The sequence below is a fragment of the Kitasatospora sp. NPDC088548 genome, assembly GCF_044753005.1.
In the GTDB taxonomy this organism is placed as follows: domain Bacteria; phylum Actinomycetota; class Actinomycetes; order Streptomycetales; family Streptomycetaceae; genus Kitasatospora.
Map to the genome: position 1 here is coordinate 104,138 of NZ_JBIVMI010000020.1, position 25,288 is coordinate 129,425.

Genomic DNA, 25,288 nt, shown 5'->3' on the forward strand with positions numbered 1-25,288 from the left:
GCCTCCGGCGGGCGCGGCGCCGCCTACCTCCGCACTGCCGCACCTCACCTCCGTGCGGTCGGTGCGTGACGATCGCCTACCGCTTCGGACGGCTTCGCCGAGGGGGTGCCGCCGGGTCGGCGAAGTCCGGCGCGAGTCGGCCGACCGTGGGCCGGTGTCCGGTGCCGCTCCCGGAGCGGCTGGTACGGGAGCGGGTGGGAAGAGCGGCCCCGGGGCGGCCTACACCCCGGTAGCGTGTAGGGCACCAGCTGTGAGGAGGGGTCGCCATGTCGGCGCTGCCAGTGGAGTACGGGCCGATCCAGGTACCGCGCACCTACAACTCGATCGTGCTCGCCCTGCCGGGAGAGTTGACCGCGCAGTTCACCGACGAGTTCCACGAGGCGGACCCGTTCTCCGCCGGCCGGGTGCTCGAACAATGGGGTCGCGTCGCCGACGCGCTGTCGGACCCGGCGACGTACGCCGCCGCCGACCGGAGTGTTCCCGCGCTCACCGGTGTGAGCCTGGCCGACGTCCTGGACGAGGCCGACCGGTGAGCGAGCCGTGGTGGGAGCAGCCCGGCAGCGTTCGCTGGTTCGTCCAGCTCGGTACCGGCGCTCCGGGTGACACCGTGTCCGACGCGAAGCTGGCTTCCGAGGTCGCGGCGCTCCCGTTCGGCTTCCGGCAGGCGCTGCGCGCCGTCCAGGCCCGGTTGGCCCTTGATCCGCTGGGGGAGCGGCCGGCGGAGCCGCACGATCCGGAGCGGGTGCGGATCACCAGGCTCTCCGTCCAGGAAGACAGCGTGCTGGTGGTGGCCACGGGTGCGACGGTCTCGGTGGTGGCGCGTGTCCACAGGCCGGCCGGTCAGGTCGGTGTGGTGCGCGTGGTCCGCGTGATTCCCGGCCCCTGACCGCCCTCCACCTTGTCGCGCACCCGCCGGCGAGGGCTTGTCCGGTGCGGGTCTGCCTCAGTCGTTCCTGGCGAGGTCGGCCTCTGCGCAGAGGGGGCCGGGTGTGGGTTCCCAGTCGCTCCATCTCCAGGGCACGTGCCGGGTGTGCAGGCGGTGGTAGCCGCAGGCGTGGCAGCGGCTCGGGGCGATCCGCTGGGGACGGAACCGGTGGGCTGGGTGAAGCCACTGCCCCTCGGCCTGGACATGGTCGGAGCGGTGTCGGCCGCAGTCCGGCCACGCGCAGATCCAGTAGCCGTCGCTGCCGTCGGCCCGCACCGGACCGATGTGGTGCCAGTGGTCCGTGATCAGCGAGGTTCGTCGGGTACTCACGTTCTGGGCCTTCCTGTCGTGGGTGGTCGCCGACCGGGGCCGGTGGTGATGGCATGGCCGTCCGGCGTCTGCCGTTCGCGGGCCGCAGTGGTGCCGGTCGTCGTGGTCATGCTGCCTGCTGGTCCGCAGGGGTTCCGGCCGACTCGGCGGCGCGGGTCCGGTGCACCTGGGCGACGCGCAGGTCGAGCAACTTGCCGGCGGTGATCTGCCGGGCGACCCGCGCCTCCTTGTCCGCCTGCGCCAGGACCAGGTCCCGCTCGCCGTTCCCGGCGTTGCGCAGCACGGCGGCGTGGGCGGCGTCGGCTTCCCGGCGGGCACGCACGGAGGTCTCGAAGCCGGCCAGGGCGGTGTCCCGCCACAGCTCGCGCAGGTCGCGCACCGCGTACAGCTCGGCCGTGCCTCAGCGGTGCTGGTCCAGGTGCCCGTTCTCGCTGCGGGCCTGGGCACGGACCTGCTCCAGCGCGTCGGCGGCCTGCTCTTCGATCCGGCGACGGGAGACCTCGTTGGTGAGGTCGGCCCAGTAGGCCAGGGCCAGGGTGACGCACTCCTGCGCCGCCTGGTGCAGGTCGGTGGCCAGCTGCTCGGCGCGACGGTTCTCCACCGCCTGCCGGGCCAGCGCCCGGCCTTCGCCGTTGACGTTGTACTCGCCGGCTTCTGCCGACGCGGGCCGCCCGGCGGACTCGATCTCCTCTCGCTGGCGAGTGACGGCGGCGAGCTGACGGTCGAAGAGCCACCGCGCGGCCCGGTGGCGGGCGAGGTGGGCCTGCTCGGCGGCGGCCTCGACCGCGGCCTTCAGGGACGGGTACCGGTGGCGGGAGCGCATGGCGGCGGCGTGGGCCGCCTTGGCCTCCCGGTCGGCCGCGGGCAGCAGGGCGCAGTGGGCCAGGGCCTGGACCTCCTGGAGGTCACGCAGCACCTCGACCGCGACGAGCTCCGTCATCAACCCCGGGTCCACCCCGAGGTCCCCGGCCGTGAAGTCCTCGGCCGCGTTGCCCCGCGACTGCTCCCGGGCGTGCTCCAGGTCGCGGACGATCTGCTCGCGGACAGCTGCAGTCTCCGCCGGGTGGGCGTGGTTCACACGCACCAGCGCCAGGTCCAGGCACTCCATGGCCGTCCGCGTGATGGCCCGGACGATCCGGCAGTCCGCGCACAGGCTGGCCGCCGCAGGGGTGTGGCAGTCCTCGCAGGGCAGGGCCTGCCGGGCTCGGTCGGCATCGGCCGCACGCGCCTTCCGCTCCGGCCGGCCCGCCTCCCACCGGGCCTGCTCGGCCGCGATCCGGTGCCGGGCGGCGGCCAGGGCTTCCTGGCGGGTGCGGGTGTGCTCGGCCAGCGCGGCCTCGACCGCCGCCCTCCGCTGGTCGTCGCTCGCCCCGGCGGGCAGAGCCGCGACGGCCTGACGGGTCAAGATCAGCCGGATTGAGCGGCGGTCGGAGATCCGCAGGTCACAGGTGGTGCAGTCCTGGCCGGTGTCGAGCCGCACCCCGTCGTCGCAGGTCGGTTCGGCGCAGTCCCCCGAGCCCTTGGGCAGGCCGCGGTGCAGCAGCCAGCCGACCGGATCGGTGATCGGCACCGCGCCCTGGCGGCGGCGCCGGAAGTCCAGCCTCCCAGCGAGCAGCTCCGGTGCTTCCGCGGTGCCGCTCCAGGCCGCGACCGCATCGAGCGCGACGGCAACCTGGGCGAGCACGAACTCGCGGGTGGAGGTGCGTTCGATGCGGCGCCAGAGGTCCGCCGCCGGTGCCAGGACAGCGACAAGCCGCTGCTCACGAGGCTCCCCGAACGGCGTCAGCAGGCTGCTGAAGCGCCCGTCGGCGACCGCCCGGCCAGCGCCCCGGCGGAGCTTCGCCGAGCCCTTCCCGCCCTGCTTGCGCTCGATCACGTGCTGTTCCCCGCGAAGCGGGCGGACGGGGCCCGGTCCGGCGGTCAGCAGCGGGGCGTCCGCACCGGGCTGCTCCTCGCGCGTGCTCGCGCGCTCCGGCCGCACGTCCTCAACCCCGACGGCGCAAGCGCCGGAAAAGCCACCTACATCGAGAGCACGACCACTCACCTCAGCCACCGGAGCGTGCAGGGAGTGAAGGGGGGTAGCAACCGCGAGGTCTGCAACGGCAGGCCCATCGGCCTCTCCCACACCACCGGCCTGGGCGTTTTCGCTGATGCCGGAGCCGGACTCGGGTGGGGTAGCAGCGGCGGGGTTGGTGGCGAAGGCGAAGTCGGCCTCGAAGGCGTCCTCCTGGCCCGGGTCGGCGACCGGGGGCTCGTCGAGCTCGGGCTCGCCGCACAGCTCCCACCACGCATCCTCGGCCGACTCCTCCCGTACGTCGGCCGCCGGGGATGCCTTCGGAGAGGACTCCTTCGGCCCCGTCGCGGCGGGCTTCGGCACGGACTGCAGGACAGACCCTGCCGCACCAGCCGGCGAGGTGGCGGTGTCAGCTCCGTACGCGGCGGCCACCGCGGGGATGACGATCCGGGCACGCGAGCACAGCCCGGAGGCGCCACGGCGCGGACGGATCAGCACGCCGGCCTCCTCCAGGCGCACCAGGACATGCGCGGCACCGGGCGGAGTTCCGGTTGGTCCTGCGCCTGTGCGGGCTGCCCGGCCCGCGTCACCGCTCCGGTGGGTCGGTGTCGCGGGCCGAGGTTCAGCGCTTCGTGGCGCGGCTTATTGGTCATCTGTGCGACCTGGCCACCGACCGCAGAGATGAGGGCGTGGCCGCGCTCGCTCGGCTTGCTCTGGGCGTAGTCAGCCACCTCGTCCACGGAACGAGCCTGCCCGTCTGACAGGTGACGGCGGCGCTGCGGGCGCCGAGGCCGGCTGGGCCGGTCAGAATTCGGGCTGGGGCGGGTCTTCCGGAACGACGGCGGCGATGCGTACCGTCGGCGGCCAGGGCGGGGCGGGGGAGTAGGCGTGCACCACGTTGACGGCGGGGCGGCCGGATGCCGGGTCGGCCTCGATCCGGGTGGAGTACAGCTCGACCTGGTGGCCTGCTTCGGCAACGACACGGATCAGCCGGCCCAGTCGCGGTTGGTGCTCCAGCTCGCAGCGCAGGCTCTCCACGACTCCGTCGGCGCCGAGCTCCTTGGCCCGCTGGGCGGCTCGATCGGTGACGGCGGCGATGACCTCGCCGCCGGGCTGGTCGGGGTGGTTCACTCAGCGCCCTGCCGGGCCAGCAGGTCGGCGACGACTTCCTCGACTGCGGCGGCGGCCTCGGGGCTGGCGGCCAGGTGCACTCGGCCGCGGTAGTCGGCGAGGATCTGCGCGACGGTGGGCAGGTCTACGACGGTGCCGAGGTCGTGGACTTCGGTCACCTGGTCAACCGGCACGCTGGGCAGGAACTGCGCGGCGAGTTCGGCGTCCAGGCTCGCTGCGTCGCCCGGGTAGCCGTAGCCGGCGCGCAGCGCAGCCCTGAGTTCCTGGACGGTGTTCATCGGCGGCAGCCCGAGGCGGCGGCCACCTCCGTTGCGTTCGGCGGGTTGGGCGCTCATCCCCACACCACCCCTCTCCCTGTCGGTGTGCTCCGGCATGGCCGGGCCTGTGTTGACGACGGTAGCCGCTCGCGGGCGGAGCGCGGGAGCGTACTCGAGATCCCGGCCGGCTCGCAGGAGGGTTCAGGCCGGACGGCCTGGCCCGTAGCGGGCTGTCAGGTCGGTTACCAGTTGCCGCAGTTCGTCGGTCATCGGGTGGAGCAGCGCGACGTCGTCGCGCCAGTTGGTGAGCGACCAGTTGTCCCCGTCGCGGCCGTTGTAGGTGGTGGTCATCACCCAGGGCCAGTCGTCGGCGATCCATGCCAGGTCAGGGTGGCCGTCGTAGCCGAAGTTCGAGCCGGGGGCGGGCCGGGTGCGCAGTCCGACGAGGTGGAGGTCTTCGAGCTCCCGGGCGAGTTCCTCCTCCGAGAGGTAGCGCACGCCGCTGTCGGGGTCGGGGTAGCGCCAGGCAAGCAGGCGGTTGACGCGGGCGGAGAGGGTGGCGTCGATCTCGGCTTCGGCTTCCTCGGCGAGCAGGAGGGCGGCTTCCTCCGCGGTGGCGGCGCGGATGCGGCCGGTGAACACCCAGCCGTCCTCGCCGATCAGTTCCTCGCTGGGGTCCTCGCCGTCTGCGTCGCGGTTGTAGTACGGGGGGTCCTCGGCCACGATGACGCCGATCAGGGAGATCCCGCTGCGGTGGCGGCCGGGTCGGCGGCCGGGGGCCCGGCGGGGGACGGGGCCTTCGTCCGTGCGGGGGTGGACGGTGAAGCGGTCGATGTCGCCGTTCTGCCAGTAGCGGCCCGGCCGCGGGTTGAACGGGCCGGGCACGCCGGCGATGACGCGCCAGGTGCGGTGGCCGTCGGCGGGGGACGGCGGGCACGGGCCGTTGTGCTCGACCGTGTAGAGCGCGCCCCTGTACGCGGGGTCGATCAGCAGGCCCTCGCCTTCGGGGACTTCCTGGCCGCAGCGCACGCACTGGTCGGGGAGCATGTTGGCGCGGCGCGGCGGCGGGGGAGGCGCGGTTTTCTTCTCTGGCGGTGGGCAGGGGCCGTCGTGGCGGACTTCCCACACCCCTTCGTAGGGGCTGGTGAGGATGCCGGCGCCTGCCTCGATCAAGCCGCCGCAGTCGGCGCAGGTCTGGGCGTGCAGGTTGCGGCGGGGCTCGGCGGGCGGCGCGGGCGGGCAGTCGCCCGGCTTGTGCCGGACGTGGTGGCGGTCGCCGGGGGCGCCGTCGAGGCGGCCGGTGTTCGCGGGCACCGGGTGGCCGCACGCCGCGCAGCGGCCGTCGTAGTGGTTGGTGGGTTCCGGGGACTGCACGAGGTGCGGCTCGCGGTCCGGGGCAGCTGGCGGGTGGGCGGCCAGCGCCCGGGCCAGGGTGTGGCGCATGCCGGTGCCGAAGGAGGACCGGTCGCGCTTGAAGGTGCTGTCGCGTTCGGTCGTCAGGCGCCCGCGGGCGTTGACCCGCAGCAGCCGTATGCGGTGCTCGGTCTCGGAGGTGTGGTCGACGGCCACGATCAGCGCGCCGACGGGCAGTTTGTACTGGGCTCCGCCGTCCAGCCAGGGGCCCTGAACGGCGAACCCGCCGCGTTCGGTGTCGTCCAGGGCGGTAAGGAGCTTTCGCCACGACCGGTTCGCCCCGGGCTCGCCCGGGGGAATCTCGATCGTGTGCATGGGGTCGGTGGGCATGCTGCCTCCGCGGACGGGGATCTCCGGCAGGCCGGGCTGGCTCCCGATCTCCAGTGTGGGAGAGGGAGGCGGGGTCTGCGAGCGCGACCGGTTCGCCGGCCTGCGGTGGTGGGGGGAGTCGGCATCACCAGCGTGCGGCGGAGCGGAGACTCCGAGCGGGCACGGGTACGACAGCGGGCCGTCCCCGGTCGGCTGACCGCGCCGGCCGTAACCGGCACGGGCGCCGCTCGTTCTGCCCGGTGCCGCGTCATTCCGTCGCGGCACCGGGGCACGGCGACCGCGAGGTGCCGTGCGGTGCAACCCCTGGGGGGGGATCATGGCAGCAAAGCAGCAGGCGGGAAGCGGAGACGACGCGGGCTGGCGCCGTTTCTTCCGGAAGGCCGGCGAGTACTGGGCGACTGCGGCAGAGGTGCTGGCCCGGGCCAACAAAATCGCCGTCAAGGTGGACGTGGTCCTGCGCGAGTGCCGGAAGATCGCCGACGACGTGAAGAAGTTCAAGGCGCGCTGGGCCGACGGCTTCGGTCCCAGCACCGCCTGACCGCACCGCCGACGCGAACGGCCGGGTGCCCCGCCGTGAGGGTGGGGCACCCGGCCGTTCGTAGTACGGCAGCCTGGCTGGCCGGGCTCAGTACCTGATGGTGGTGTGCACCGTGTACGCGCCGTCGGGTCGGCAGAGCGTCCACTCCGTGCCGCCGGGAGCGGAGACCAGGAAGGGGTCGCGCAGGTCGCCGCACACCCAGAGCGTGCCGATCCCGTCGGTCATCGAATCCCACAGGCCAGGCCGGTGGCGCTGGCCGGGGCTTCCGCCGCCCGGGTGCAGCGCCGCGGTGTCCTTGCCGTCGGAGTCCACCAGCTGCTGGATGTAGGCCGCGAGCGCCCCGGGGCCGCCGCCGCTGTAGCCGACGTTGCAGCCGTTGGCGCGGTGCTGGGGGAGGAGGGACAGGACATCGCGGCTGGTCCTGGTCCAGAAGGTGCCGCGGATTCGACGACGGCCTCGGGATGGAGAGCTTCCAGGGGGTGCTCCACACCCCCTCCATCGGCTGGATCGCGGTCGACTGCCCGAACCCGGAGGACGAGGAGGAGGAACTCCCCGAGCCGCAGATGTGGACGTCGCCGACCCTGGCCGGCCTGGTCGCGGCCGTCGGCGAGGGCCTGGCCGGGCTGCGCCCAGGCCCGGAGGACGCGGGCGACGACGGGTTCGGGTGCCGCTGGATCAGCGACTACCTGCGCGGCGCGCTGGCGGTGTGGCCCGGCTTCGGACAGGGCGTCGGACCTCGCTAACGGGCGCCGGGGACGAAGGGGCCCCGGCACGGCCCGGCCTGAGAGGCGGGTCGGTGTGGTCTGCATCATGGTCGTACTGCCCAGTGCTGGGCAGCACGCGGCACGCGGAAGCGGCACGATCTGGGTTCCACCGACTCGGGAGGACCCCCATGGCCATGACGCTGCGCCAGCTCACCACCTGCTCCTCGCCCGCGACCCACGTCCTCGAACGCCGCGGCCGGCGCCGCGACCGTACGTACGACTACGTCGTGCACGCGTGCGCACGCCACCGCTGGCTGACCGACAGCTGGAAGGGCAGCCGCAGGGTGGTGGAAGAGGGGCAGCTGCGCTGCGGGGTGGTGTTCGAGCACCGGGACTACGCGGAAGTGCTGCGCTCGCACAGCTGGGAGTGGGTGGGACGCCTGACGTTCCACGACCTGGAGGACGACCACCAGGGCGACGTCGTCGGGTGGCTGCGGGCGGCGTTCGCCGAGCTCTCCGCGCCGGGGCGCTCGGCGCACGAGGGCGTGCGGGTCGCGCTCGGCCACGCGGTCCTAGCGGCCACGGTGGAGCAGGACCCGGCGGTCACCGAGGCCGCAGTGCTCACCGCTCTGGCGGTCGCGGAGACCGCCCGTTCTGCCACCGGTGGTGACCTGCCCCGGCCTCTGGCGGATGGGCACAGCGCGAAGGCCCGGACCGGTTTCGGTCCGGGCCTTCGCGCTGTCGGCGCTCCGGGGGCTGCGGTCCGGCGCGCGGTGGCGCCTTCGGTGTTCCGACCGGCACGGCTGGGTGCTGCCGGCTCTGCCTGGGCGATTCCCCGGGGCGCCGCCGGGCCGGCTCAGCGCTGCGGGGCCTGCGGGCCCGGCACGGGGGCGCGGCGCCGATCGGCGATCCCCTGCAGCATCCGCGCGGATTCCGCGCGGGCCAGGGCCGGGGCGAGTTCCAGGGCCTGGGCCTCGGTGAAGCGGTAGGCCTGCCGGGCGCCGACGTCGCCGAGGTACTGCCAGCGGCTGCCGGTCCAAACGTTCTCGCCGCCTTCGGGCCAGACCGGGTTGACGATGCACCAGGCGTCACGGTGGTCGCTGTGGCGGCGGCGCAGGATCAGGGCGGCGTGGTCGCCGAGCGGGTGGCCGGGGCAGGGGATGCGGTACTCGGTGGGCATCGGGCGCCCGGTGGCGCCGGCCGGGGCAGTGTTCTCGTCGGCCGGGAGGTCGTCGGGGGTGAGGGCGGGGGTTTCAGGCACGGTGGTCTCCTGGCCGGTCGGGCTGGCGGACGTGGCGGGCGGTGCTGCGGGAGGTGCGGATCTGGTCGCGTATGCGGGCGGCCATCCGCTGCTGGTGTTCGGGGGTGGACGGCGGGGCGAGGGCGGGGGCGAGCGTGACCTCGATGCGGCGGCGCCGGCAGCGCGGGCAGCCGCCCGCGGCGTCGTCCTGGTCGAGCAGCCAGCCGTCCTCGCAACGGGGGTCGGGGCAGCCGGGGGCCGCAACCAGGGCGAGGGCGATGTCGTCCGCCCGCTCGGCGACCGCGCCCGCGGGCAGGTGGCCGAAGTCCGCCCACCAGCGCCGCTCGATCCTCTCCCGCAGGGCGGCGGGGGAGCGATACCGGAGCTGGTCGAGGACGGCTTCGCGTACCGCGACGGGGATGCCCCCGCGCCGTCCGAGCGCGGCCGCCAGGACCGGCGGGTAGGCCTGGGTGACCCAGACTCCGGGGTGCAGGCCCTGCGGGCCCGCCGCAGGCCTGCCGTTCGCGGCTGGCTGCCCTCCCTGGGCGCCGGGGCCGGCCGCGGGCACGGACCGGCTCCGGACGTGGTTCGCCCGCACGTCCGTCATGGCGTTCTCCTTGCGATGGGTTCGATGGAGCAGCGCGGGGCGGACCGCCCCGCGCTGCTGAGTCCGGCGTTGCCGTGGGTCTCGGTGGTCAGGACGGTGCGCGAGCGCGCGGCCTCAACGCGGGAGGTCGGCTCCTGGGCCCGGACGGCGGCGACGGCGCCGTCGGTCACCTGCTCCGGGGGGACGCCGACGGGGCCGAGCAGGTTCTTCGGCGGTTCACCAAGGGCGGCCCCAAGCACCCGACCTACCAGGCCATCGAGGAGCTGGGGCGGGTCGTGCGCACTGCCTTCATCTGCGACTACCTCAGCGATGAGGAGATCCGCAAGGAGATCCACGAGGGCCTGCAGGTCGTCGAGAACTGGAACTCGGCCAACGCGGACTTCTTCTACGGCAAGGACGGCGACCTGACCGGCGACGACAAGGAGAGCCAGGAGGTCTCCATGCTCGCCCTGCACCTCCTGCAGAGCAGTCTCGTCCACGTCAACACCCTGTTGATGCAGCAGGTCCTGGCCGAGCCGAAGTGGGCCGACCTGCTCACCGAGGCCGACCGGCGGGCCCTGTCCCCGCTGTGGTGGACCCATGTGAACCCGTATGGCCGATTCGAACTCGACATGACACGTCGCCTGGACCTCGGCCTGGCCTCAACCGCCGCCGATGAGGCTGCGGCGGCAGGTGGGGCGGGGTTCGCCGAAGAGGTGCCCACCGGGTGAGGGGAGGCCCCGGCGGATCGGCTCTGACACTCACCGTTCCCCCATCTCGCCTCTCCTCGCATTCCGCATTTCAACAAGAGCGGATTGCAGACGAGCAGAGCGGACGGTCGTGGCGGCTTCGGCTGCGGCGGCAGCCCAGTGATCGGCCTCATCACGTTCTCCCCGGCGGTAGAGAACCGTCGCGGCGCGGGCGGCCCCCAGCGCCCTGGCGCGGGGCTGGCGGGTGGCGAGAGTCTCGGCGGCGGTGCGCAGCTGGGAGAGGAGCTGGGGGGCGTAGCGGTCGGTGGCGTTGGCGTGGAGGTACAGCGCGAAGCCGATGTCGCTGGTGAGCTTGCCGGGGTTGATGGTGCGCATCCAGTCGGGGCCGTCTTCCAGGTCGGTGACGCGGGCGTAGAGGGCTTCGGCGTCGTGGATGCAGCGCAGCATCTGCGGCTCCTCGCCCTTGAGGGCGTGGGCCTGGGCGCGGATGGCGGAGATCACCGCGAGGGCCTGGTTGGGCAGGGTGCCCTGGGCGGCGACTTCGGTCAGCGCCAGGGCGGGTTCGGGGTTGCGCTGGTTGATCTCCTGGCGGGCGAGGTTCGTGGCGAGGTGGCACAGGGCGGAGGGGTCCTGGGCTTCGCGGGCGGCTTGCATGCCGAGCTGGAACAGCGGCCGGGACTCCTTGGTCTTCCCGGCGTCGAACGAGGACCACGCGGCGAGGTCGGCCAGCTCGGCGATGGCGCCGTGGAGACGCGCGCGCACCTGCGGGCCCATGGACGCCTCCGTGAGCTGGACGACAGCGCGCAGTTCCGTGAGGGCGAAGTGGCGGGCGGCGGCGCCGCCGTTGTAGCGGTCGAGGTCTTCCAGGACGCGGATGCGCTCGGTGACCTCTCCGAGGTAGCCGAGGGTCAGGCGCCGGGGCGGCCCGGCGATCTGCGGCGGCAGGGCGGCGGCGAGGGATGCGGTCATGAGGGTTCGGCGGCGCGAGGGACTCAACTCCTGGGTCGTCGGGCGGACCTTCTTGCAGTGCAGGCCGATCTCGGCGGGGACTTCCACGCCGAACACCCAGCAGAGAGCTTCCCGGTAGTCCTGGCCGGGCCATGTGACAGCCCCGCGCTCAAGGCGCCCCACGGCGCGCCCGTCTATCGAGGTATCACGCCCGTGCTGCTCCTTGATCCGCTTCCGTACGGCCTCCGCTATCTGTTCGTGCGTCATTCCCGACGCCAGCCTCAGCTGGCGAAACGCTTCGTTGCCCATACCCGCCCCTCCATCGTGAGGCATCTACTGCCGGGGCCGGCAATCCTAAACCGCCGCGTCGCCAACCGCCGCGTCGCCAACTTGCCCCCCAAATTGGCCTGTTACGCGCAGATCAGCGGCGGTTTGCTTGTCGTCCACCCGCCAGTAGGCGGGTCGCACGATCGAGTGAAACCAGGAGGTTGAGCATGGGTGCTCAACGTGGTCAGGTGCTTGTCACGGGTGGGGCCGGGTTCATCGGCTCGCACTTCGTCCGGCGGCTGCTCAAGGCCGACGACGTGGCCGGGGTGACGGTGCTCGACGCCCTCACCTATGCCGGGAACATCAAGAACCTCAGTGACGCGGTGCTGTCCCCGAAGCTGTCGTTCGTGCCGGGGAACATCCTCGACAAGCAGCTGGTCGATGACCTCGTGCAGGCGCACAGCTCGGTCGTCCACTTCGCGGCGGAGTCGCACGTGGACCGTTCGCTCTCCAATGCCGGGGCGTTCCTGGAGACGAACGTGCTCGGCACGCAGAACCTGCTCGACGCCGCGCGGCGCTACGGCGTCAGCAAGTTCGTCCACATCTCCACGGACGAGGTGTACGGGCCGCTGGAGAGCGGCAGGGCGGATGAAGACGCCACACTGCGGCCGACTGTCCCGTACGCGGCGAGCAAGGCCGCGAGCGACATGGTGGCGCTGTCGCACTTCCACACGTTCGGCGTGCCGGTGTGCGTGACCCGGTCCTCGAACAACTACGGCCCCCGCCAGCACGCGGAGAAGATCATCCCGCTGTTCGTCACCCGGCTCCTCAAGGGCCACGCGCTGACGCTGCACGGCCAGGGCCAGCACGTGCGCAACTGGCTGCACGTCGAGGACAACTGCCAGGCGGTCGAGCTGGTCCTGCGCGACGGCGTCCCCGGCGAGGTCTACAACATCGGCGGCGGCACCGACCTGACCAGCAAGGACCTGACGGCGGTCCTGCTGCGGATCTTCGGTGCGGACTGGGACTGCGTGCAGTACATCCCGGACCGCACCTCCAACGACATCCGCTACGCCATGGACTGGTCGAAGGTCGCGGCGCTGGGCTTCCGGCCGGCGCGCGACCTGGAGGAGGGCCTGGCGGAGACCGTCGACTGGTACCGCAGCAACCCCGACCGCTGGGCGCCCCTCCCACGCAAGGAGATGCAGCATGCCTGAGAACTGGCCGCAGACCGCGCTGCTCGTGCTCGGCGCATCAGAGGAGCACATCCCTCTCTACCGGGAGGCGCGAAGCCGAGGAATCCCGACCATCGCCGTCGATATGCGTTCGGACGCCTCCGCGTTCCCCTTCGCCGATGCGGCCATGAAGGTCTCCACCCGGGACGCGGGCGCCATCGCCGAAGCGCTGGGCGACACGCGGCCCGCAGGGATCGTGGTCGGTGCGACCGACGCCGCGCTGCCCACCTGGCGTGTCCTGGGCCTGCGCTACGGGATGCCCTACGTGTACCCGGAGGCGGCGTTGGCGGCTCTGGACAAGGGCGCCTTTCACAGCGTCGTCGCTTCCTGCGGCATCCCCGGGTACGGGTGGGCCGCATCAGAGGACCCGGGCGAGGTCGCCGCGAAGGCGGCAGGGCTGCGTTTCCCGCTCATGGTCAAGCCGGTGGACGGGTCGGGCAGCAAGGGTGTCACCCGGGTCACCCGCCCTGACGGCCTCCCTGCCGCCATCGCCCGTGCGCGCGCCTACTCCGCCTCTGGGACCGTGATCGCCGAGGAATTCCTCCACGGGCGGCAGCTGACCATCGACCTCTTCCTCCGCAACGGCAAGTCGGTCATGACCTACATCAAGGACCAGCGCCTTGTGGCCGGGAGGAGCGTCGTCAGGCGCATCAGCACGGCGCAACTCTCCCCGCCGGAGCACCGCCACCTTGAGGAAGTAGCTGAGCGACTGTGCGGCGCGCTGGGCATCGTCAACGGGCCCGCGAACTTCGACCTCGTCCTTGGCGAGGATGGCCAGGGCCGCATCGTCGAAGCCAACCCGCGCCTGAGCGGAGACAGCATCCCGCGCCTGCACGAGGCCGCCTACGGCGTCAACGTCGTGGGCGCGCTCATCGCACTCGCGCTCGGTGAGCCGTTCGACGCTTATCTGACGCCGACGCGCAACGCGCACGCGGCAGTGGAACTGCTCGGCTCCCCCCTTGACGTGGAAGGCGAACTGGCCACGTGGGAGGGAGTCGCCGAAGCCCGCAACGTCCCCGGCGTCACCGGCATCGAGCTGTATGCCCAGCCCGGAGACCCGGTGCACCCGCATGACCAGTCCGGCCACAAGATCGGCATGATCACCGCCGCCGGACCGTCGCCCGCAGATGTGTCCCTGGCCCTGGACAGGGCCGTCTCACTGCTCCGACCGATCATCCGACCGACCCGGGAGGTATCGTGACCACCCCTTCGCGGCCCGACGCCGCACGCAACGCCAGCCCGTTCCTGTTCGGCGGGGAGGCCGAAGCGGTGGCCGGCGCACTGCTCAGCGGCCAGTACGGGCACACCGACGTGACGGAGACCTTCGAAAAGGGCGTCGCGGCGTTCCTCGGGGTGCCGGAGACCGTCGCCGTGACCACCGGCACCGCCGCCCTGCACATCGCGCTGGTCGCGGCGGGCGTCGGCCCGGGGTGCGAGGTCGTCGTGCCGTCGCTGACGTTCTGCGCGACGATCCAGGCGATCCTCGCGTGCGGGGCGAACCCGCGCTTCGTGGACGTGAACCCCGACACCCTGTGCGTGGAGCCGGAGGAGATCCTCGGGGCTCTCACCCGCGCTACCACCGCCGTCATGCCGGTGCTGTTCGGCGGCCGGGCCATCGACCTGTCCGGCATCGCCGACACGCTCCAGGAGCGCGGAATCGCGGTGATCGAGGACGCCGCGCACGCCTTCGGCTCCTTCGACGGGGACGTGCGGGTCGGCGCGACGGGCGCCCTGACGTGTTTCAGCTTCGGGCCGATCAAGAACCTGACGTGCGGCCAGGGCGGCATGATCGTGCCGCGCAACGCCCAGGAGGCGCAGCTGGCGCGGAGCCTGCGCGGGTTGGGGATTGTGGAGTCGCAGGCCCGGCGCGCGGTGACTACGTCGTACTCCGTGGAGCGGTTCGGGTTCCGCCAGCAGCTGTCGTCCATCAACGCGGCGATCGGTAACGTGCAGCTGGCGAACTTCGACCGGGCGCAGGCCGGCCGCAAGAAGCTGTGGCGGGCGTACCGGGCGGCGCTGGCCGGTCTGAGCAGCGTGAAGCTGGTCGACGTGGACGTGGACAACTCCGTGCCGCACCTGTGCGTGGTGCGGGTGCCGTACCGGGATGCGGTGTTCGAGGAGATGCGTGCCCGGGGGATCGGCGTGGGGGTGCACTACCCACCCAACCACCAGCAGCGGGCGTTCTCGTCCTGGCACCGCAAGCTGCCCGTGACGGAGCGGATCGCGGGGGAGATCATGAGCCTGCCGTTCCACCCGCACATGAGCGAGGACGAGGCCGTGAGCGTGGTGGAGGCCCTCAAGGAGTCGCTGGCGGTCGCGGGGACTCAGCGGTGAGGGGCGCGGCCACCGGCGGCTGAGTTTCAGTCAGGGATGCCCGGCAGCTGCCAGCAGGACCACATCCGTCAGCCGCCGGGCAGCGTCGTGGTGGCCCTGGGAACGAGCGGCCTGGGCCATCATGGCGCGCAGTTCGGGTTGGGACAGCAGTGGCCCCACAGCGGTGCGCAGCGCTTCGGGATTCGCTGCCTCCAGCATGACGGCAGCACCGCGGGTGTGCAGATGGCGGGCGTTGTGGGTCTGCTCATTTCCTGCGGAACTGGCCAACGGGACAAGGACGGAAGCCTTGCCCAGGGCAGTCAGTTCGGCGATGGTCCCGGCACCTGAGCGGGAGACTGGCCTGGCTGCTCGCCCAGGCCAACATCATCCACCAGTGCGGACCAGCGAACCTGGCACGTCTGCGCGAACGCTCCCAGGAACTTCCCGCGCAACGCCTGAGCGGTGAAACCGTTGAAGCCCGAGGCGTACCCGCGCCTTGGGCTTCAACCCGTGCTCAGCGGCTGGCAGCGGCCGCGTCCAGGACGACGTCCACGAGCCGCTCGGCTGCATCCGGGCGACCGTACACCCGGGCCCGCTCGGCCGTCGCGGCGCGCCGGATGGGATCCGTCAGCAGCGGCTCGACCGCCTGCCGCAGACCTTCAGCCGTCACCTCGCCCAGCAGCGCCACCGCGGCGCCGGCGTCCGCGAGGTGACGGGCATTGTGGGCCTGCTCGTTGCCCGCCGAGGAGGCGAGGGGAACGAACACGGCCGCCTTGCCCAGCGCCGTCAGCTCGGCGATCGTGCCCGCGCCGCTGCGCGAGAGCACCACGTCGGCCAGCGCCAGGACGTCGGGCAGCTCCGGCCCGACGTAGCCGGTCAGCAGGTAGCGGGCCGCCAGCGCACCGGGCAGCGCCCAGGCAGTTGGCTCCAGCCCTGCCACGTTGGCCGGTCCGCACTGGTGGACCACGTTCGCCCGCTCCAGCAGCCACGGCAGGATGTCCCGCACCAGGGTGTTGATCTGCGCCGAGCCCTGCGCGCCACCGGTGACGTAGACCGTCGGGAGGGAGCGGTCGAAGCCGTGAAGCCCGAGCGTCTGGATCGCCTTTTCGGGGTGTCCCGTCAGCACCTCCGGCCGCACCGGGTTACCCGTGACCACCGTTACCGCGCGGACCGACTCCGTCAGCAGCGACAACGTCGACTCCGACGACACCGCGAATCGCGTCGCGTGGCGAGCGAGCTGCCGATTCGCCAGGCCCAGACGCACCGTCTGCTCATGAATCACCAGCGGACGATGGCACAACCGGGCCGCAAGGCTCACTGGCACCGCCACATAGCCGCCGGTCGCCAGCACAGCGTCCGGGGCAAAGTCGGCGACGATCTTGCGGGCCTGCACCGCACCGAGCGGAACCCGTCCCATGTCCCGAATGTTGGCGGCGGAGACCATTTTCAGCGGATTGCTGGACCGCCGGATCTTGCCGGTCGCCACCTCGGCGAACCTGATCCCCTCGCTCGCAGCGACCCGGGCCTCCAGGCCGTCGGCAGTACCGACCCACAGAACGTCCAGGCCCCTGCCCGACGCTGCGAGCCTGGTCTGCAGCGCGCGGACCGCGGTGAGAGCCGGGTACGTGTGGCCACCGGTCCCGCCGCCCGTGACGATCAGTCGAAAGACCCGTTCCGGAAGGCGGTTGACGGCGTCGCTGTTCACAGAGGAGCTCCCGATCTGGCTACGCCGGGGATGACTCAACCCCGGGCCTGGGGATAGCGGAACACTGCGGACGATAGTAGGGCACAACGCCCGAACCGAGGTGACCACAGTGGTAGGACTCCGTCCAGACCCGGCTTAAGGCCACCTCTTACCGGTAGTGCTGGCGCGGTAGCTGGCACGGGCTCTCAGCCGTTTCCCCAGATCGCGCACTCGGTCTGGTGAACCGTGGTGATCACTACGGTGCCGCCGATCGAAATCCGCCTCGTGCGGGTGGCCGTGCAGCACTTCGGCATGGGCTCGGGCGGCGCAGGGCGCGGGACCTCTGCGGAGGACTGGAACACCAGGGCGTCCTCCGCCAGCGCGCGCGGCCTGATGCCGAGCGCGACCGCGAGGGTGCGGCGCCGGCTCCTTCGGGGTCCTCGTCGGTTCATCGCTTCAGGATGCCCGCCCCGGTATCCGTGCGGGGCGAGCTTTCACCCGCTCGCGCGTACGGCTTTCACCAAGGTGTCGCTCCTGCGGATATCCGGCTCGATGCAGCGCCCGCTGACCCCGATAGACGGACACGTTGCTGTAGGGATGCAGGTAGGGATCTACGTAGGGATGGGCAGGCGCTTCTCTGCGGCCATCCGCAGGCTGCAGCTCAAGAGAATGCCCGGCGGTCGCGATGCTGAACGAGAGGTCCGCTTCGGCAGAGCGTGCGTCCGAGTGAGCCCGAGGAACAGCTGAACCCCGGAGTCGTTGGCGCCATCCGTCACGGGCGGCCGGGCGGGGCTGGGGATGTCGTCGACCACGCCAGTGAACTACCTGGCATTCGTCGGCTCCCCCGACGGCTTCGCGGGCCTGGCGTTCATGGTGGAGGCCTGGGCCGCGCCGATGGACTCGGTCACGCCGGAGGAGGAAGCCCGCCGGGCGGCGGGTGAGCGCACCTTCCTCCAAGCCGACCGTGAAGGCCGGCGCGAGGCGCGCATGTTCACAGCCGTGGACATCAATGGCCACGCCTACATCCTCAGGCGGCTACAGGGTGAGCCGGCGCCGCGCCTGGGGATGACCGGCGCGGACAAGGACCACCGGCGAAGTCCCCCTTATCTGGGGTTCCTGGGAGCCGTTAGCCACGTGAGGGACAGTGCTCGTAGGCTCGTGTGACTTACGGGTATCGGCCGTTCGTGAGGCACGTACGGCACCGCTGGCAACAGTGAAGGCCAGCCCCGCGGCGGGGCTGGCCTTCACTGCGATCGTGTCCGGGCTACGCGTCCAGGTCCTCGCCGGGGTCGTCCAGGTTGGCGCGGTCCATCACGTAGTAGGTGCCCATCGGCAGCATCCCCCGCAGGCTCTCCAGCATCCAGGTGACAGTGTCCAGACCCATGGAGCGGCCCCATGCCTCGGCCAGGGCGGCGGAGGTCTCGGGCTCGGAACCCTCGGCCTCGGCGTAGGCATGGCCGGCTGCAAGTTTCTCGGCGGCCAGGTGCTCGACGGCGGCGGTCAGGGCCTTGCGCATCGTGCTCTCGAAGTGGTGGTAGCCGGTTCCGCAGAAAACCCGCTTCTCGACAGCTTCGCGCGGGTCGGTGGCGGTGTCCTTGTAGCCGTCCAGGTACTCGTCCGCCTCGCGCAGGACACGACGCAGGTCCTGGTCGTCCGCGAGGGCCTGGTACGGCGGGTGCTGCCAGCCGCGGGCGATGAGGGTCCGCAGCAGTTCCGCGCGGGTCACGCCCTTGCCCTTGGCCTGATCGTCGATCGCGGCCAGGACCTTGTCCGGGAGCCGCACCTCCGACTTCTTCTCACCGATCTTGGGCCGACCGCCGAGGTTCGGCCCGGCTTCCTCCTCCAGCTCGCCGAAGTACCGCGCGACGTGCTCGTGGTGCTTGTTGCGGATGAGCCAGTCACGGGCCTGCTCGTCGGTGACGAACTCGTACCTCTCCTCGACGCCCTGGCGCTGCGAGTAGGTGTTGCGCACCCACCGGCCGCCCTTCGTGCGGTACAGCACCACGGGGGTGTCGGAGATTCGGTTACTGCCGTCCCACTCGCCCGCCTCTCGGAAGAACACGGCGGAGTCATCGTCAAACCATCCCGCGAGCTTGGGCTCCTCCACGTCGTCGTTGCCGTAGTCGAACACGTTGATGCGCGTCACGGGGTGCCTCCCGAGGTCGGGCCACTCTGCGGAGGTTTCCGCATGCGACAACCGTAGCAAGGTTTCCGCATGTGGAAACTCAAACCGAGGTTTTCGCATGCGAAAACTGGTGTTCGATGGCCTGTAGAGGGCTGCCGGGGCGGCTGCTGGCAGCATGTCAGCGAGTGGGCGGGGATTCGGTGGTGCTCTGCGGGCCGCCTCGCTGACGGCGAGCGCATGAAAGCAGCAGAAAGCGGGGTCGGTGGCCGTGGTCGGGCCGATGGTGACCCGGCTTCCGGCCGGCGGGCGAGCTCACCCGGCCTGACACCCCCAATGATGCCACCACATTGGTGGCCACACAAGTAGTGGCCACCAATGTGGTGGCCGCACTGTGACGGCCCCAACAGGATGCCAACGGCAGCCGACGCCGTCAGCATCCCGCCTCCCGGCCTGCCCGCCGAGCAGCCACAGCGGCCCGGGCCCGGTTCCCGCCCAGGACGATCGGGTCCGCCGAAACCGCCGTACCACGCTGCCCCTGACGCGCGGCAACACGGGCCAGGTGCTGCTCCACCGCCACCAGCCGGCGCCGCAGCAGCCACTCGGCAGCCCGCTTCCGGGTCTCCTCCGACGACTCCGCCGCGCACTTGGGGGCCGCGGCCGCCGAGACGGTGCGCCAGGCCGTCCGCACCCGCCGGACCGGCGTCACCTGGATGGGCCAAACGCGGGAAACGCTGGCGGGTACCGCTTCGCGCGCTACCAGTCCGCCGTTCTCCTGGCATGGAGCTCGCCACCGAAGAAGCCGCCGTCACCATCCAGGTCCTGTCCGTCAACGGCAAGCGGATGCCCAAGACGATCTACAGCCAGCTGCAGCACCGGAGCCTGCTGGACGACGACTGCACGCTGCGCGGCAAGCCCTGGGGGTACGTCGTCGACCCGAAGTGCTGCCACCGGTCGTCCGTACAGCCGCACTGGCACGTCCTGTACGAACTCGACGGGGAGTTGTGCGTCTGGGTCGTACCGAAGAGCCTCGACGATGCCGAGTCCCGTCTCCGCGACGTGGTTTACGAAGCCCGGGCTGCGGGCGCCGCGTTCCTCGACGCGTGCGTGCTGGAGAACCGCCGGGGCCGCGACGACTTCTTCCAGGGCCAGGTCCTGGGCCTCGTCCGCAACGACGAAGTGCGGGCCACCATCGAGGACCTGCAGGTCCGCCTGCCCTGCTCCCATGAAGCCGCAGAACTGCTCCGGGTGACCAAGGCCAGCTGGTCGACCAGGAGCGCCCTCGAAGCGGCGGAGGGCGCGCTCAGCGCGAAGTGCCAGGCCCGGGGCAAGGACGCCCGCCAGCTGTACGACGAGCTGGTCACCGACATCCGCTCGGTGAAGCAGGCCCGGACGAACTACAAGTCGGCACTGGAGGTGGTCGGCCAACTTCCTCAGCTCTTCCTCGGCGCATGACCTGCCGCGGACCGCGCCCCACGGGATGCGGGCACAGCCCGACGGCCGGCGCACGACGGCGGGGAGCCCCGCGCTGAGAGGGCGTCCGCGAACGCCTCGCCCACCGGAGCCGACGGTGGCCGTCCTCCCCGCCGCCACGGAAACGGCCTCGGTCAGGTCAGGACAACCGTGAGAACCGCCGCAGCGCTGAACGCGCAGCCGACGTACAGAAGCCGCTCGACGATGCCGTCCACCGTCGCCGGGGGCTGCGCCATGGTCCGTTCCCCGCGCTCTCTCGTCACGTGCTGTCGGGACCCGCTCCCGCTCCGCGGGGAGGGCCGGCGGGCATCCCGGGCGGGAACCTGGCGCGGGTTCAGGGTGTGGGGGCGCAGCGGCCGCAGGTCTTGTAGGAGCGCCCGCCCTTCGGGCCGGTGCGCTCGGCCATCCAGGCGCGGGTCTCGGCGGCCGTCATCGCCTTCCAGTGCGGGTAGCTTCGGTCGTACTCCAGATCGGAGTGGCCGCTGTGAGGGTCGACCGAGTGCGCGTACCGGCGTAGTTCGGTGGTGTAGGTGTCCCCGGCCGGGCGGGCGTAGGCCTGCGGCATCTCTCGCCGGACGACCGAACAGGTCACTTCGTGCAGGCCGCTACGGCCGGCAATGAAGGGGTACGCCTCCGGCTTCGAGTATCGGGCCCACAGGTCGTCCGCGGCATCGAGCTCGCCCTCGAACCAGTCGCGGTGCGCTCGGCAGACGGGGCAGTCGCGGGGGTCCTGCTGGCAGCGGGCCTCCAGGTCGCCCTCGTCCTCGAAGGCGTAGGCCTCGAAGGGGACGTACAGCTCGCGGGCCGCGCGCAGGAGCAGCTCCCGTGCCTGCGCGGGGTCGGCCCGTCCGTCCCTGACCAGGTCCAGGAGGTCAAGGACGGCCGGCAGTTCGATGCCGTAGCCCCACCCGTCGCGCACGTCGCGTTCCCGTTCCCGGGGGAACCCCTTCGCGAAGTCGAACATCACGCCGGGGAGAGACACTCCAGTGCCGAGGTTGACGTCGACCCGTCCGTGACCCAGGAGGGCGATGCCCGCCTCGACGGCCTGGCGCGGCACCGTGACCGCACCTGGGGCGCCGTCGCGCAGGGAGGGGTTGCCGCTGCGCCGCTGCCCGGTCTTCCTCTTGCTGCCCATGAAGCCTTCCTGCGCGTCGTGGCGCCCGCGGTCGTGCTGGCGGGAGCCATCCGGATGGGTGTTCGTTGCAGCGGATCGTACGGGCCGAGGAGCCCGCACGGCATCGACTCTGATCCGGCGTTGGCTGCGGACGCCTCCGGACGCGGGACGGCCCGTGGGCGGCACCTTCACCTGCTTTCGCGCCGCCTCCAGCCTGGTACCCGAGTTGACAAGCGCGTCGACCTGGGACCGCCACTCCTGGTGCGCGGCGACCTTCGCCGCCAGCGCGTGGTTGAACGCCCACCGAGCCGCGCCCGCATACCGTGCGAGCTCCGCGAGCTGACGCTCGGTCGGGTCCAGGGCGAACCGGAACGCCCTCAAGATCTCCTGCTGCAAGGGCCCAGCTTACCCCCCACTCCGTGTGCACTCGGCTACGTTCAGCAATACCGTAGCCGCCCCCACCGACAACCAACACCTCAGCTCCAAAGCGACGTACCCGCCCGTACGACCCCATCACCGTCAACACCCACCCGACGGGCCGCCTGCCGGGCGGCCACGGCGGCCCGGGCACGGTTCCTACCCGCGACGTTAGGGTCCACCACAACCGCCGCCGCACGGCCCTGCTGCTGACGCGCCGCAACGCGGGCCAGGTGCTGCTCCACCGCCGCCAGCCGGCGCCGCAGCAGCCACTCGGCAGCGCGCGCCCGGGCCTCCTCCGCCCGCTCCGCCGCGCGCTTCCGGGCCGCGGCCTCGCTCGGGAACCGGTGCCGCGCACGCCACACGGCCTTGTAGGCCGCCACCGCCTCCTCGCACGCCGCCTCCGACCTGGCGAACACCCGCAGCGCCGACACCCGGTACACGTCCAGCGCGTGCTGCACGGCCACCACCTCCGACGCCCCGCCGATCACCTCGTCCGCAGCCCCCAGCCGCGCCTCCTGCCGAGCCTGGCGCACCTCAAACCTGGTCAACTCCCAGGTCCGCCGGACACTGGAGTAGTTGCCCAGGTCGGCGTACGCCGCCAGCGCCATCGTGATGCAGGCCTGCGTGCCCTGCCGGATTTCCCGGCCCTGCGCACACCCACGGCACAGCCCGGCCGCCTGCCCGGCCCCGCAGTCCGCGCACGGCACCGCCAACCGCTCCCGCTCCGCCTCGGCAGCCGCCGCCTCCCGCTCGGGGCGCTGCGCCTCCCACAGCGCCTGGGCCTCGGCCGCCCGGCGTGCGGCATCGGCCTGGGCCTCAGCCCGCACCAGGGCATGGCTGCGCAGCCCGTCCTCGATCGCCTCCCGGCGCTGCTCGAACGTCGCCTCCGGCAGCCGGCGGACCACCTGCCCGATGATGGCGCGCCGGGTGGAGCGCCGGTCCTCCAGCCGCAGGTCGCAGGTGACGCAGTCCTTGTCGGTGTCCAGCCGGACGCCGTTGTCACACGCCGCGTGTTTGCACTCCTGCTCCTGCGGCAGGCCGCGGTCCAGCATCCAGGCGACGACGTCGTCGATGTGCGGGTTGCCCTGGCGGCGCTGGCGCTTGACGCGGAAGGCCAGCCTGTCGGCCAGCACCTCGGGGGCGTCCGTCGGGCCGGTCCACGCGGCGATGCCGGCCAGCGCGCGCCGGACGCGCTTCAGCAGGAAACCTCGGGTCGACGGTCGCTCCAGTCGCTGCCAGAGGTCCTCCACCGGCGCCAGGGCGCAGGCCAGCGCCGCGTCCCGGGGCAGGGGGACGAACGGCGTCGCCCTGACCTCGGGCTGCCCCTGGTGGTGGTTGTGCTGATCGTCGTGGTCGGGCTGTTCCCCGCGAAGCGGGTCAGCGGCCCCGACGAGCCGGAGGGCTGGCACATGCGGAGAAGCCGCGTCCTCGCGCGCGCCCGCGCGTTCCGGCCGACGGTGGGTCACCCCAACGGCGCAAGCGCCGGAAAGGCCATCTACCTCGTCAGCACAACCACCCACCTCAGCCACCGGAGAGTGGATAGCGTGAAGGGGGGTAGAAGCTGCCAGGTCTGCAGTTCCGGCCTCCCCGCCCTCTTCCACCGCGCTGACCAGCGCCACTTCGGCAGCCAAAGGCACGGTTCCGCCGGGGGTAGCAGCGGCAGGGGCCCCGACGAAGGACGAGCCCTCCTCGAACGCCTCCTCCAGGTCCACGGCCGGGTCCGCCACCGGCGGCTCCTCGATCTCAGGCTCGCCACATGTCTCCCACCACCGGTCCTCAGCCGGCTGCTCGTCAACGGGAACGGCGGCGGGCACCGCCGTCGGGACGATCGAGCTGTCGCCCGCAGGCATGGTCGGCTTCGGGACAGACTGGAGGGTCGGCGCCGCGCCGCTGACCGTCTGCGCGTCGGTGGAGTTCGCCTTGTACGCGGCTGCCACCGAGGGGATCACCAGTCGGGCGCGCGAGCGCAGACCGGCCGCGCCACGGCGCGGCCGGGTCAGCACGCCGGCTTCCTCCAGCCGGGCCAGGACGTGCGCGGCACCGTCGGGGGAGCAGCCCAGCATCCGGGCCAGCGTCACGGCCGGGCGGCCGACGTGGGTGTCCACCCGGCCGCCGCACATCCGCACGCGACCCCGGGAGGATGCGGAGAGCACCAGCAGGAGGAGGGCGAGGCGGTCGGTCGCGGCACCGCGACCGGTCCGGGAAGCCAGCAGCCCGACCATGGAGTCCCGGCCCCAACCCGGCGCGAACAGGTACTCGACCAGGTGGAAGAGCACCTTGAGCTCGCGCTGGTCCAGGGCTAGCGGGTTGCGCTCGCCCGTCTCCGGGCAGCGCCCTGCCGGGCCGCTGGAGGTGGTCATCGCCTCCCACAGCGGCAGGACCCGCAGGCTCAGCGAGTCGGCGGAGTGCTCGGAACCGTCCTCGGTGGCATCGGCCACCGTGGCTTGGACGCCCTCAGGCAGACCGGTCCCCCGCAGGGTCCGCGTCACCACCTTCATGAAGTTACGGCTCGATCCGCACCAGCGACCCAGCTCGCCCTTCCGGATCGTCACCACCCCGCTGTCAAAGGGGGTGCGGGCCATCAGCACCACGGCCGCGAACCGCACGGCGTCGCTCTGACCCACCAGGCCCGGCGAAGCCAGTAGCGCCCGCACGGCGGCACTCAGCCGGGCCCGCATCACCGACGACAGCACCAGCGGGTGGGGTGCCGGTGTCGACAGCGGTCCCAGGGACGGGACAGCACGAAGCCGCTGCCGTCCCGCCGCCGGACGAGGCCGGGAAGCGGGCGGACGGGACGCCAAAATCGCGTTCGCGCTCACCGGCCGCCCCAAGGGGCCGTCGACGGCACAACGCGAACGGCCCGCACGGCTGAGGCGGCCGAAAACGAGCGGTTTCGCCAGCGTGCGGGCACGCCGAAGTGGATTTGGGCAGCGCGATGCTGCATCATGGCCTTGCTTCTCCTACATGGCCTGGGAGGGCGCGCAAAGGCCCCTCACGGGCCGGAAGCGGTTCCTGCGAAAGAACCGAATGCAGTACTGAGTCGACAAGCCCCGGCAAGGGCGGTCACTCACGAGGACGATCTGGGAACGTCACCGGCGGACACCGGTCGAGCTCCCGGGCGGCGCCACCGCCGAACCTCCCGGCAAGGAGGTCAAGCGGAATCGGGCGCCGCCACAGAGGGCCTAGGTCATCCCCACCCCCACGTCACGCCGACCGCGCTCAGCGGCCACGGCGGACACCACGCTCCTGAGGTAGCGGAGCGCAGCGGAACCCGATCGGATCAAGCCCAGAATGCGGGCGATACACCTTCGGGCGAACCCCACCCGGCGGAAACCGCCGTCGAGCAGGGAAAACTTAGACATGGACGGGCTCGAAGCAGCCGGGCGCGGCTTGGGGCCGCGCGACATCGGCCGGGCGCTGTTGCGCCCTCGGGCTGTCCAACGGGTACGCTGATTCACAGCGCGGCACCTCCTTCATAGGTGTCCAGCTTTAGCCGGTGAAGATGGCCCGGCTGTTCGGCCCCGGGGTGACCGA

At 72.1% G+C, this 25,288-nt stretch carries 25 protein-coding genes and 2 pseudogenes; 11 read left to right on the plus strand and 16 right to left on the minus strand.

The features are described from left to right. Nucleotides 1–266 precede the first annotated feature (266 nt). On the plus strand, nucleotides 267–533 hold the full coding sequence (locus ACIP82_RS24580; RefSeq protein ID WP_400656229.1) for a hypothetical protein: 267 nt from the start codon (nucleotides 267–269) through the stop codon (nucleotides 531–533). Next, entirely contained in the window at nucleotides 530–886 is a 357-nt protein-coding gene (locus ACIP82_RS24585; RefSeq protein ID WP_400656232.1) for a hypothetical protein, read from the plus strand. Before ACIP82_RS24580 ends, ACIP82_RS24585 begins: the two co-directional genes overlap by 4 nt. Nucleotides 887–943: 57 nt before the next feature. Here the strand turns inward: ACIP82_RS24585 and ACIP82_RS24590 are convergent, their stop codons facing one another. The 6 genes from ACIP82_RS24590 to ACIP82_RS24615 all read right to left on the minus strand — a co-directional run bounded on the left by ACIP82_RS24590 (nucleotide 944) and on the right by ACIP82_RS24615 (nucleotide 6,400). Then, nucleotides 944–1,255: a hypothetical protein gene (locus ACIP82_RS24590; RefSeq protein WP_400656234.1), complete on the minus strand. Its 312-nt coding sequence runs from the start codon at nucleotides 1,253–1,255 to the stop codon at nucleotides 944–946. Between the two features lie 106 nt (nucleotides 1,256–1,361). Then, entirely contained in the window at nucleotides 1,362–1,634 is a 273-nt protein-coding gene (locus ACIP82_RS24595; protein WP_400656236.1) for a hypothetical protein, read from the minus strand. Nucleotides 1,635–1,655: 21 nt separating this feature from the next. Next, a complete protein-coding gene (locus ACIP82_RS24600) occupies nucleotides 1,656–3,767 on the minus strand; it encodes a hypothetical protein (RefSeq protein WP_400656239.1) in 2,112 nt (703 codons plus the stop codon). Nucleotides 3,768–4,073: 306 nt separating this feature from the next. Beyond that, complete coding sequence (locus ACIP82_RS24605) at nucleotides 4,074–4,400, minus strand: hypothetical protein (protein WP_400656242.1); 327 nt, start codon at nucleotides 4,398–4,400, stop codon at nucleotides 4,074–4,076. Beyond that, nucleotides 4,397–4,735, minus strand: a complete 339-nt coding sequence (locus tag ACIP82_RS24610) for a hypothetical protein (protein ID WP_400656244.1) — start codon at nucleotides 4,733–4,735, stop codon at nucleotides 4,397–4,399. Before ACIP82_RS24610 ends, ACIP82_RS24605 begins: the two co-directional genes overlap by 4 nt. A 123-nt stretch (nucleotides 4,736–4,858) precedes the next feature. Continuing rightward, a complete protein-coding gene (locus ACIP82_RS24615) occupies nucleotides 4,859–6,400 on the minus strand; it encodes a hypothetical protein (RefSeq protein ID WP_400656247.1) in 1,542 nt (513 codons plus the stop codon). A 316-nt stretch (nucleotides 6,401–6,716) separates the two neighbouring features. On the opposite strand from ACIP82_RS24615, the gene ACIP82_RS24620 reads away from it, so the two are divergent. Then, a complete protein-coding gene (locus tag ACIP82_RS24620) occupies nucleotides 6,717–6,938 on the plus strand; it encodes a hypothetical protein (protein WP_400656249.1) in 222 nt (73 codons plus the stop codon). 87 nt (nucleotides 6,939–7,025) lie between these two features. Here the strand turns inward: ACIP82_RS24620 and ACIP82_RS24625 are convergent, their stop codons facing one another. Continuing rightward, entirely contained in the window at nucleotides 7,026–7,250 is a 225-nt protein-coding gene (locus ACIP82_RS24625) for a hypothetical protein (RefSeq protein ID WP_400656252.1), read from the minus strand. Nucleotides 7,251–7,399: 149 nt separating this feature from the next. Between ACIP82_RS24625 and ACIP82_RS24630 the strand changes: the two genes are divergently transcribed. Further along, nucleotides 7,400–7,681, plus strand: a complete 282-nt coding sequence (locus ACIP82_RS24630; protein ID WP_400656255.1) for a hypothetical protein — start codon at nucleotides 7,400–7,402, stop codon at nucleotides 7,679–7,681. Between the two features lie 155 nt (nucleotides 7,682–7,836). Continuing rightward, complete coding sequence (locus ACIP82_RS24635) at nucleotides 7,837–8,631, plus strand: hypothetical protein (protein WP_400656257.1); 795 nt, start codon at nucleotides 7,837–7,839, stop codon at nucleotides 8,629–8,631. Between the two features lie 264 nt (nucleotides 8,632–8,895). Here the strand turns inward: ACIP82_RS24635 and ACIP82_RS24640 are convergent, their stop codons facing one another. Then, nucleotides 8,896–9,489, minus strand: a complete 594-nt coding sequence (locus ACIP82_RS24640) for a hypothetical protein (RefSeq protein ID WP_400656258.1) — start codon at nucleotides 9,487–9,489, stop codon at nucleotides 8,896–8,898. Nucleotides 9,490–9,563: 74 nt separating this feature from the next. On the opposite strand from ACIP82_RS24640, the gene ACIP82_RS24645 reads away from it, so the two are divergent. Continuing rightward, nucleotides 9,564–10,199, plus strand: a complete 636-nt coding sequence (locus ACIP82_RS24645; protein ID WP_400656259.1) for a Tn3 family transposase — start codon at nucleotides 9,564–9,566, stop codon at nucleotides 10,197–10,199. A gap of 30 nt (nucleotides 10,200–10,229) precedes the next feature. On the opposite strand, the gene ACIP82_RS24650 is transcribed toward ACIP82_RS24645, so the two are convergent. Further along, entirely contained in the window at nucleotides 10,230–11,393 is a 1,164-nt protein-coding gene (locus ACIP82_RS24650) for a hypothetical protein (RefSeq protein ID WP_400656261.1), read from the minus strand. Nucleotides 11,394–11,620: 227 nt separating this feature from the next. Between ACIP82_RS24650 and rfbB the strand changes: the two genes are divergently transcribed. From rfbB to ACIP82_RS24665, 3 genes are read left to right on the plus strand one after another with little or no spacing between them, the layout of a single operon-like run. Then, nucleotides 11,621–12,610, plus strand: a complete 990-nt coding sequence (rfbB, locus tag ACIP82_RS24655; RefSeq protein WP_400656264.1) for a dTDP-glucose 4,6-dehydratase — start codon at nucleotides 11,621–11,623, stop codon at nucleotides 12,608–12,610. Beyond that, on the plus strand, nucleotides 12,603–13,829 hold the full coding sequence (locus ACIP82_RS24660; protein WP_400656266.1) for an ATP-grasp domain-containing protein: 1,227 nt from the start codon (nucleotides 12,603–12,605) through the stop codon (nucleotides 13,827–13,829). The genes rfbB and ACIP82_RS24660 overlap by 8 nt, the downstream gene beginning before the upstream one ends. After that, entirely contained in the window at nucleotides 13,826–14,962 is a 1,137-nt protein-coding gene (locus tag ACIP82_RS24665; protein ID WP_400656268.1) for a DegT/DnrJ/EryC1/StrS family aminotransferase, read from the plus strand. Before ACIP82_RS24660 ends, ACIP82_RS24665 begins: the two co-directional genes overlap by 4 nt. A gap of 30 nt (nucleotides 14,963–14,992) precedes the next feature. Here the strand turns inward: ACIP82_RS24665 and ACIP82_RS24670 are convergent. The 3 genes and pseudogenes from ACIP82_RS24670 to ACIP82_RS24680 all read right to left on the minus strand — a co-directional run. Beyond that, a pseudogene (locus ACIP82_RS24670) lies at nucleotides 14,993–15,298 on the minus strand (glycosyltransferase); the annotation flags it as partial. A 157-nt stretch (nucleotides 15,299–15,455) separates the two neighbouring features. Beyond that, nucleotides 15,456–16,646: a UDP-N-acetylglucosamine--N-acetylmuramyl-(pentapeptide) pyrophosphoryl-undecaprenol N-acetylglucosamine transferase gene (locus ACIP82_RS24675; RefSeq protein ID WP_400656270.1), complete on the minus strand. Its 1,191-nt coding sequence runs from the start codon at nucleotides 16,644–16,646 to the stop codon at nucleotides 15,456–15,458. 185 nt (nucleotides 16,647–16,831) lie between these two features. Continuing rightward, nucleotides 16,832–17,077 (minus strand): hypothetical protein, encoded by a 246-nt coding sequence (locus ACIP82_RS24680; RefSeq protein ID WP_400656272.1) that lies wholly within the window; start codon nucleotides 17,075–17,077, stop codon nucleotides 16,832–16,834. A gap of 346 nt (nucleotides 17,078–17,423) precedes the next feature. Here ACIP82_RS24680 and ACIP82_RS24685 point away from each other — a divergent pair, with 346 nt between their 5' ends. Next, nucleotides 17,424–17,789 (plus strand): hypothetical protein, encoded by a 366-nt coding sequence (locus ACIP82_RS24685; protein ID WP_400656274.1) that lies wholly within the window; start codon nucleotides 17,424–17,426, stop codon nucleotides 17,787–17,789. A 100-nt stretch (nucleotides 17,790–17,889) separates the two neighbouring features. On the opposite strand, the gene ACIP82_RS24690 is transcribed toward ACIP82_RS24685, so the two are convergent. Continuing rightward, nucleotides 17,890–18,771: a hypothetical protein gene (locus tag ACIP82_RS24690; protein ID WP_400656276.1), complete on the minus strand. Its 882-nt coding sequence runs from the start codon at nucleotides 18,769–18,771 to the stop codon at nucleotides 17,890–17,892. Nucleotides 18,772–19,527: 756 nt separating this feature from the next. On the opposite strand from ACIP82_RS24690, the gene ACIP82_RS24695 reads away from it, so the two are divergent. After that, a complete protein-coding gene (locus ACIP82_RS24695) occupies nucleotides 19,528–20,202 on the plus strand; it encodes a hypothetical protein (protein WP_400656278.1) in 675 nt (224 codons plus the stop codon). A gap of 352 nt (nucleotides 20,203–20,554) precedes the next feature. Here ACIP82_RS24695 and ACIP82_RS24700 read toward each other — a convergent pair whose 3' ends face one another. The 3 genes and pseudogenes from ACIP82_RS24700 to ACIP82_RS24710 form a co-directional block, all read right to left on the minus strand. Beyond that, the gene (locus ACIP82_RS24700) at nucleotides 20,555–21,355 is read right to left on the minus strand and encodes a hypothetical protein (protein ID WP_400656349.1); all 801 of its coding nucleotides are present in this window, start codon (nucleotides 21,353–21,355) and stop codon (nucleotides 20,555–20,557) included. A 249-nt stretch (nucleotides 21,356–21,604) separates the two neighbouring features. Then, nucleotides 21,605–21,730, minus strand: a pseudogene (locus tag ACIP82_RS24705) (helix-turn-helix domain-containing protein); the annotation flags it as partial. A gap of 80 nt (nucleotides 21,731–21,810) precedes the next feature. Continuing rightward, nucleotides 21,811–24,447, minus strand: coding sequence for a hypothetical protein (locus tag ACIP82_RS24710; RefSeq protein ID WP_400656280.1), 2,637 nt, complete (start codon nucleotides 24,445–24,447; stop codon nucleotides 21,811–21,813). Between the last annotated feature and the right edge of the window lie 841 nt (nucleotides 24,448–25,288).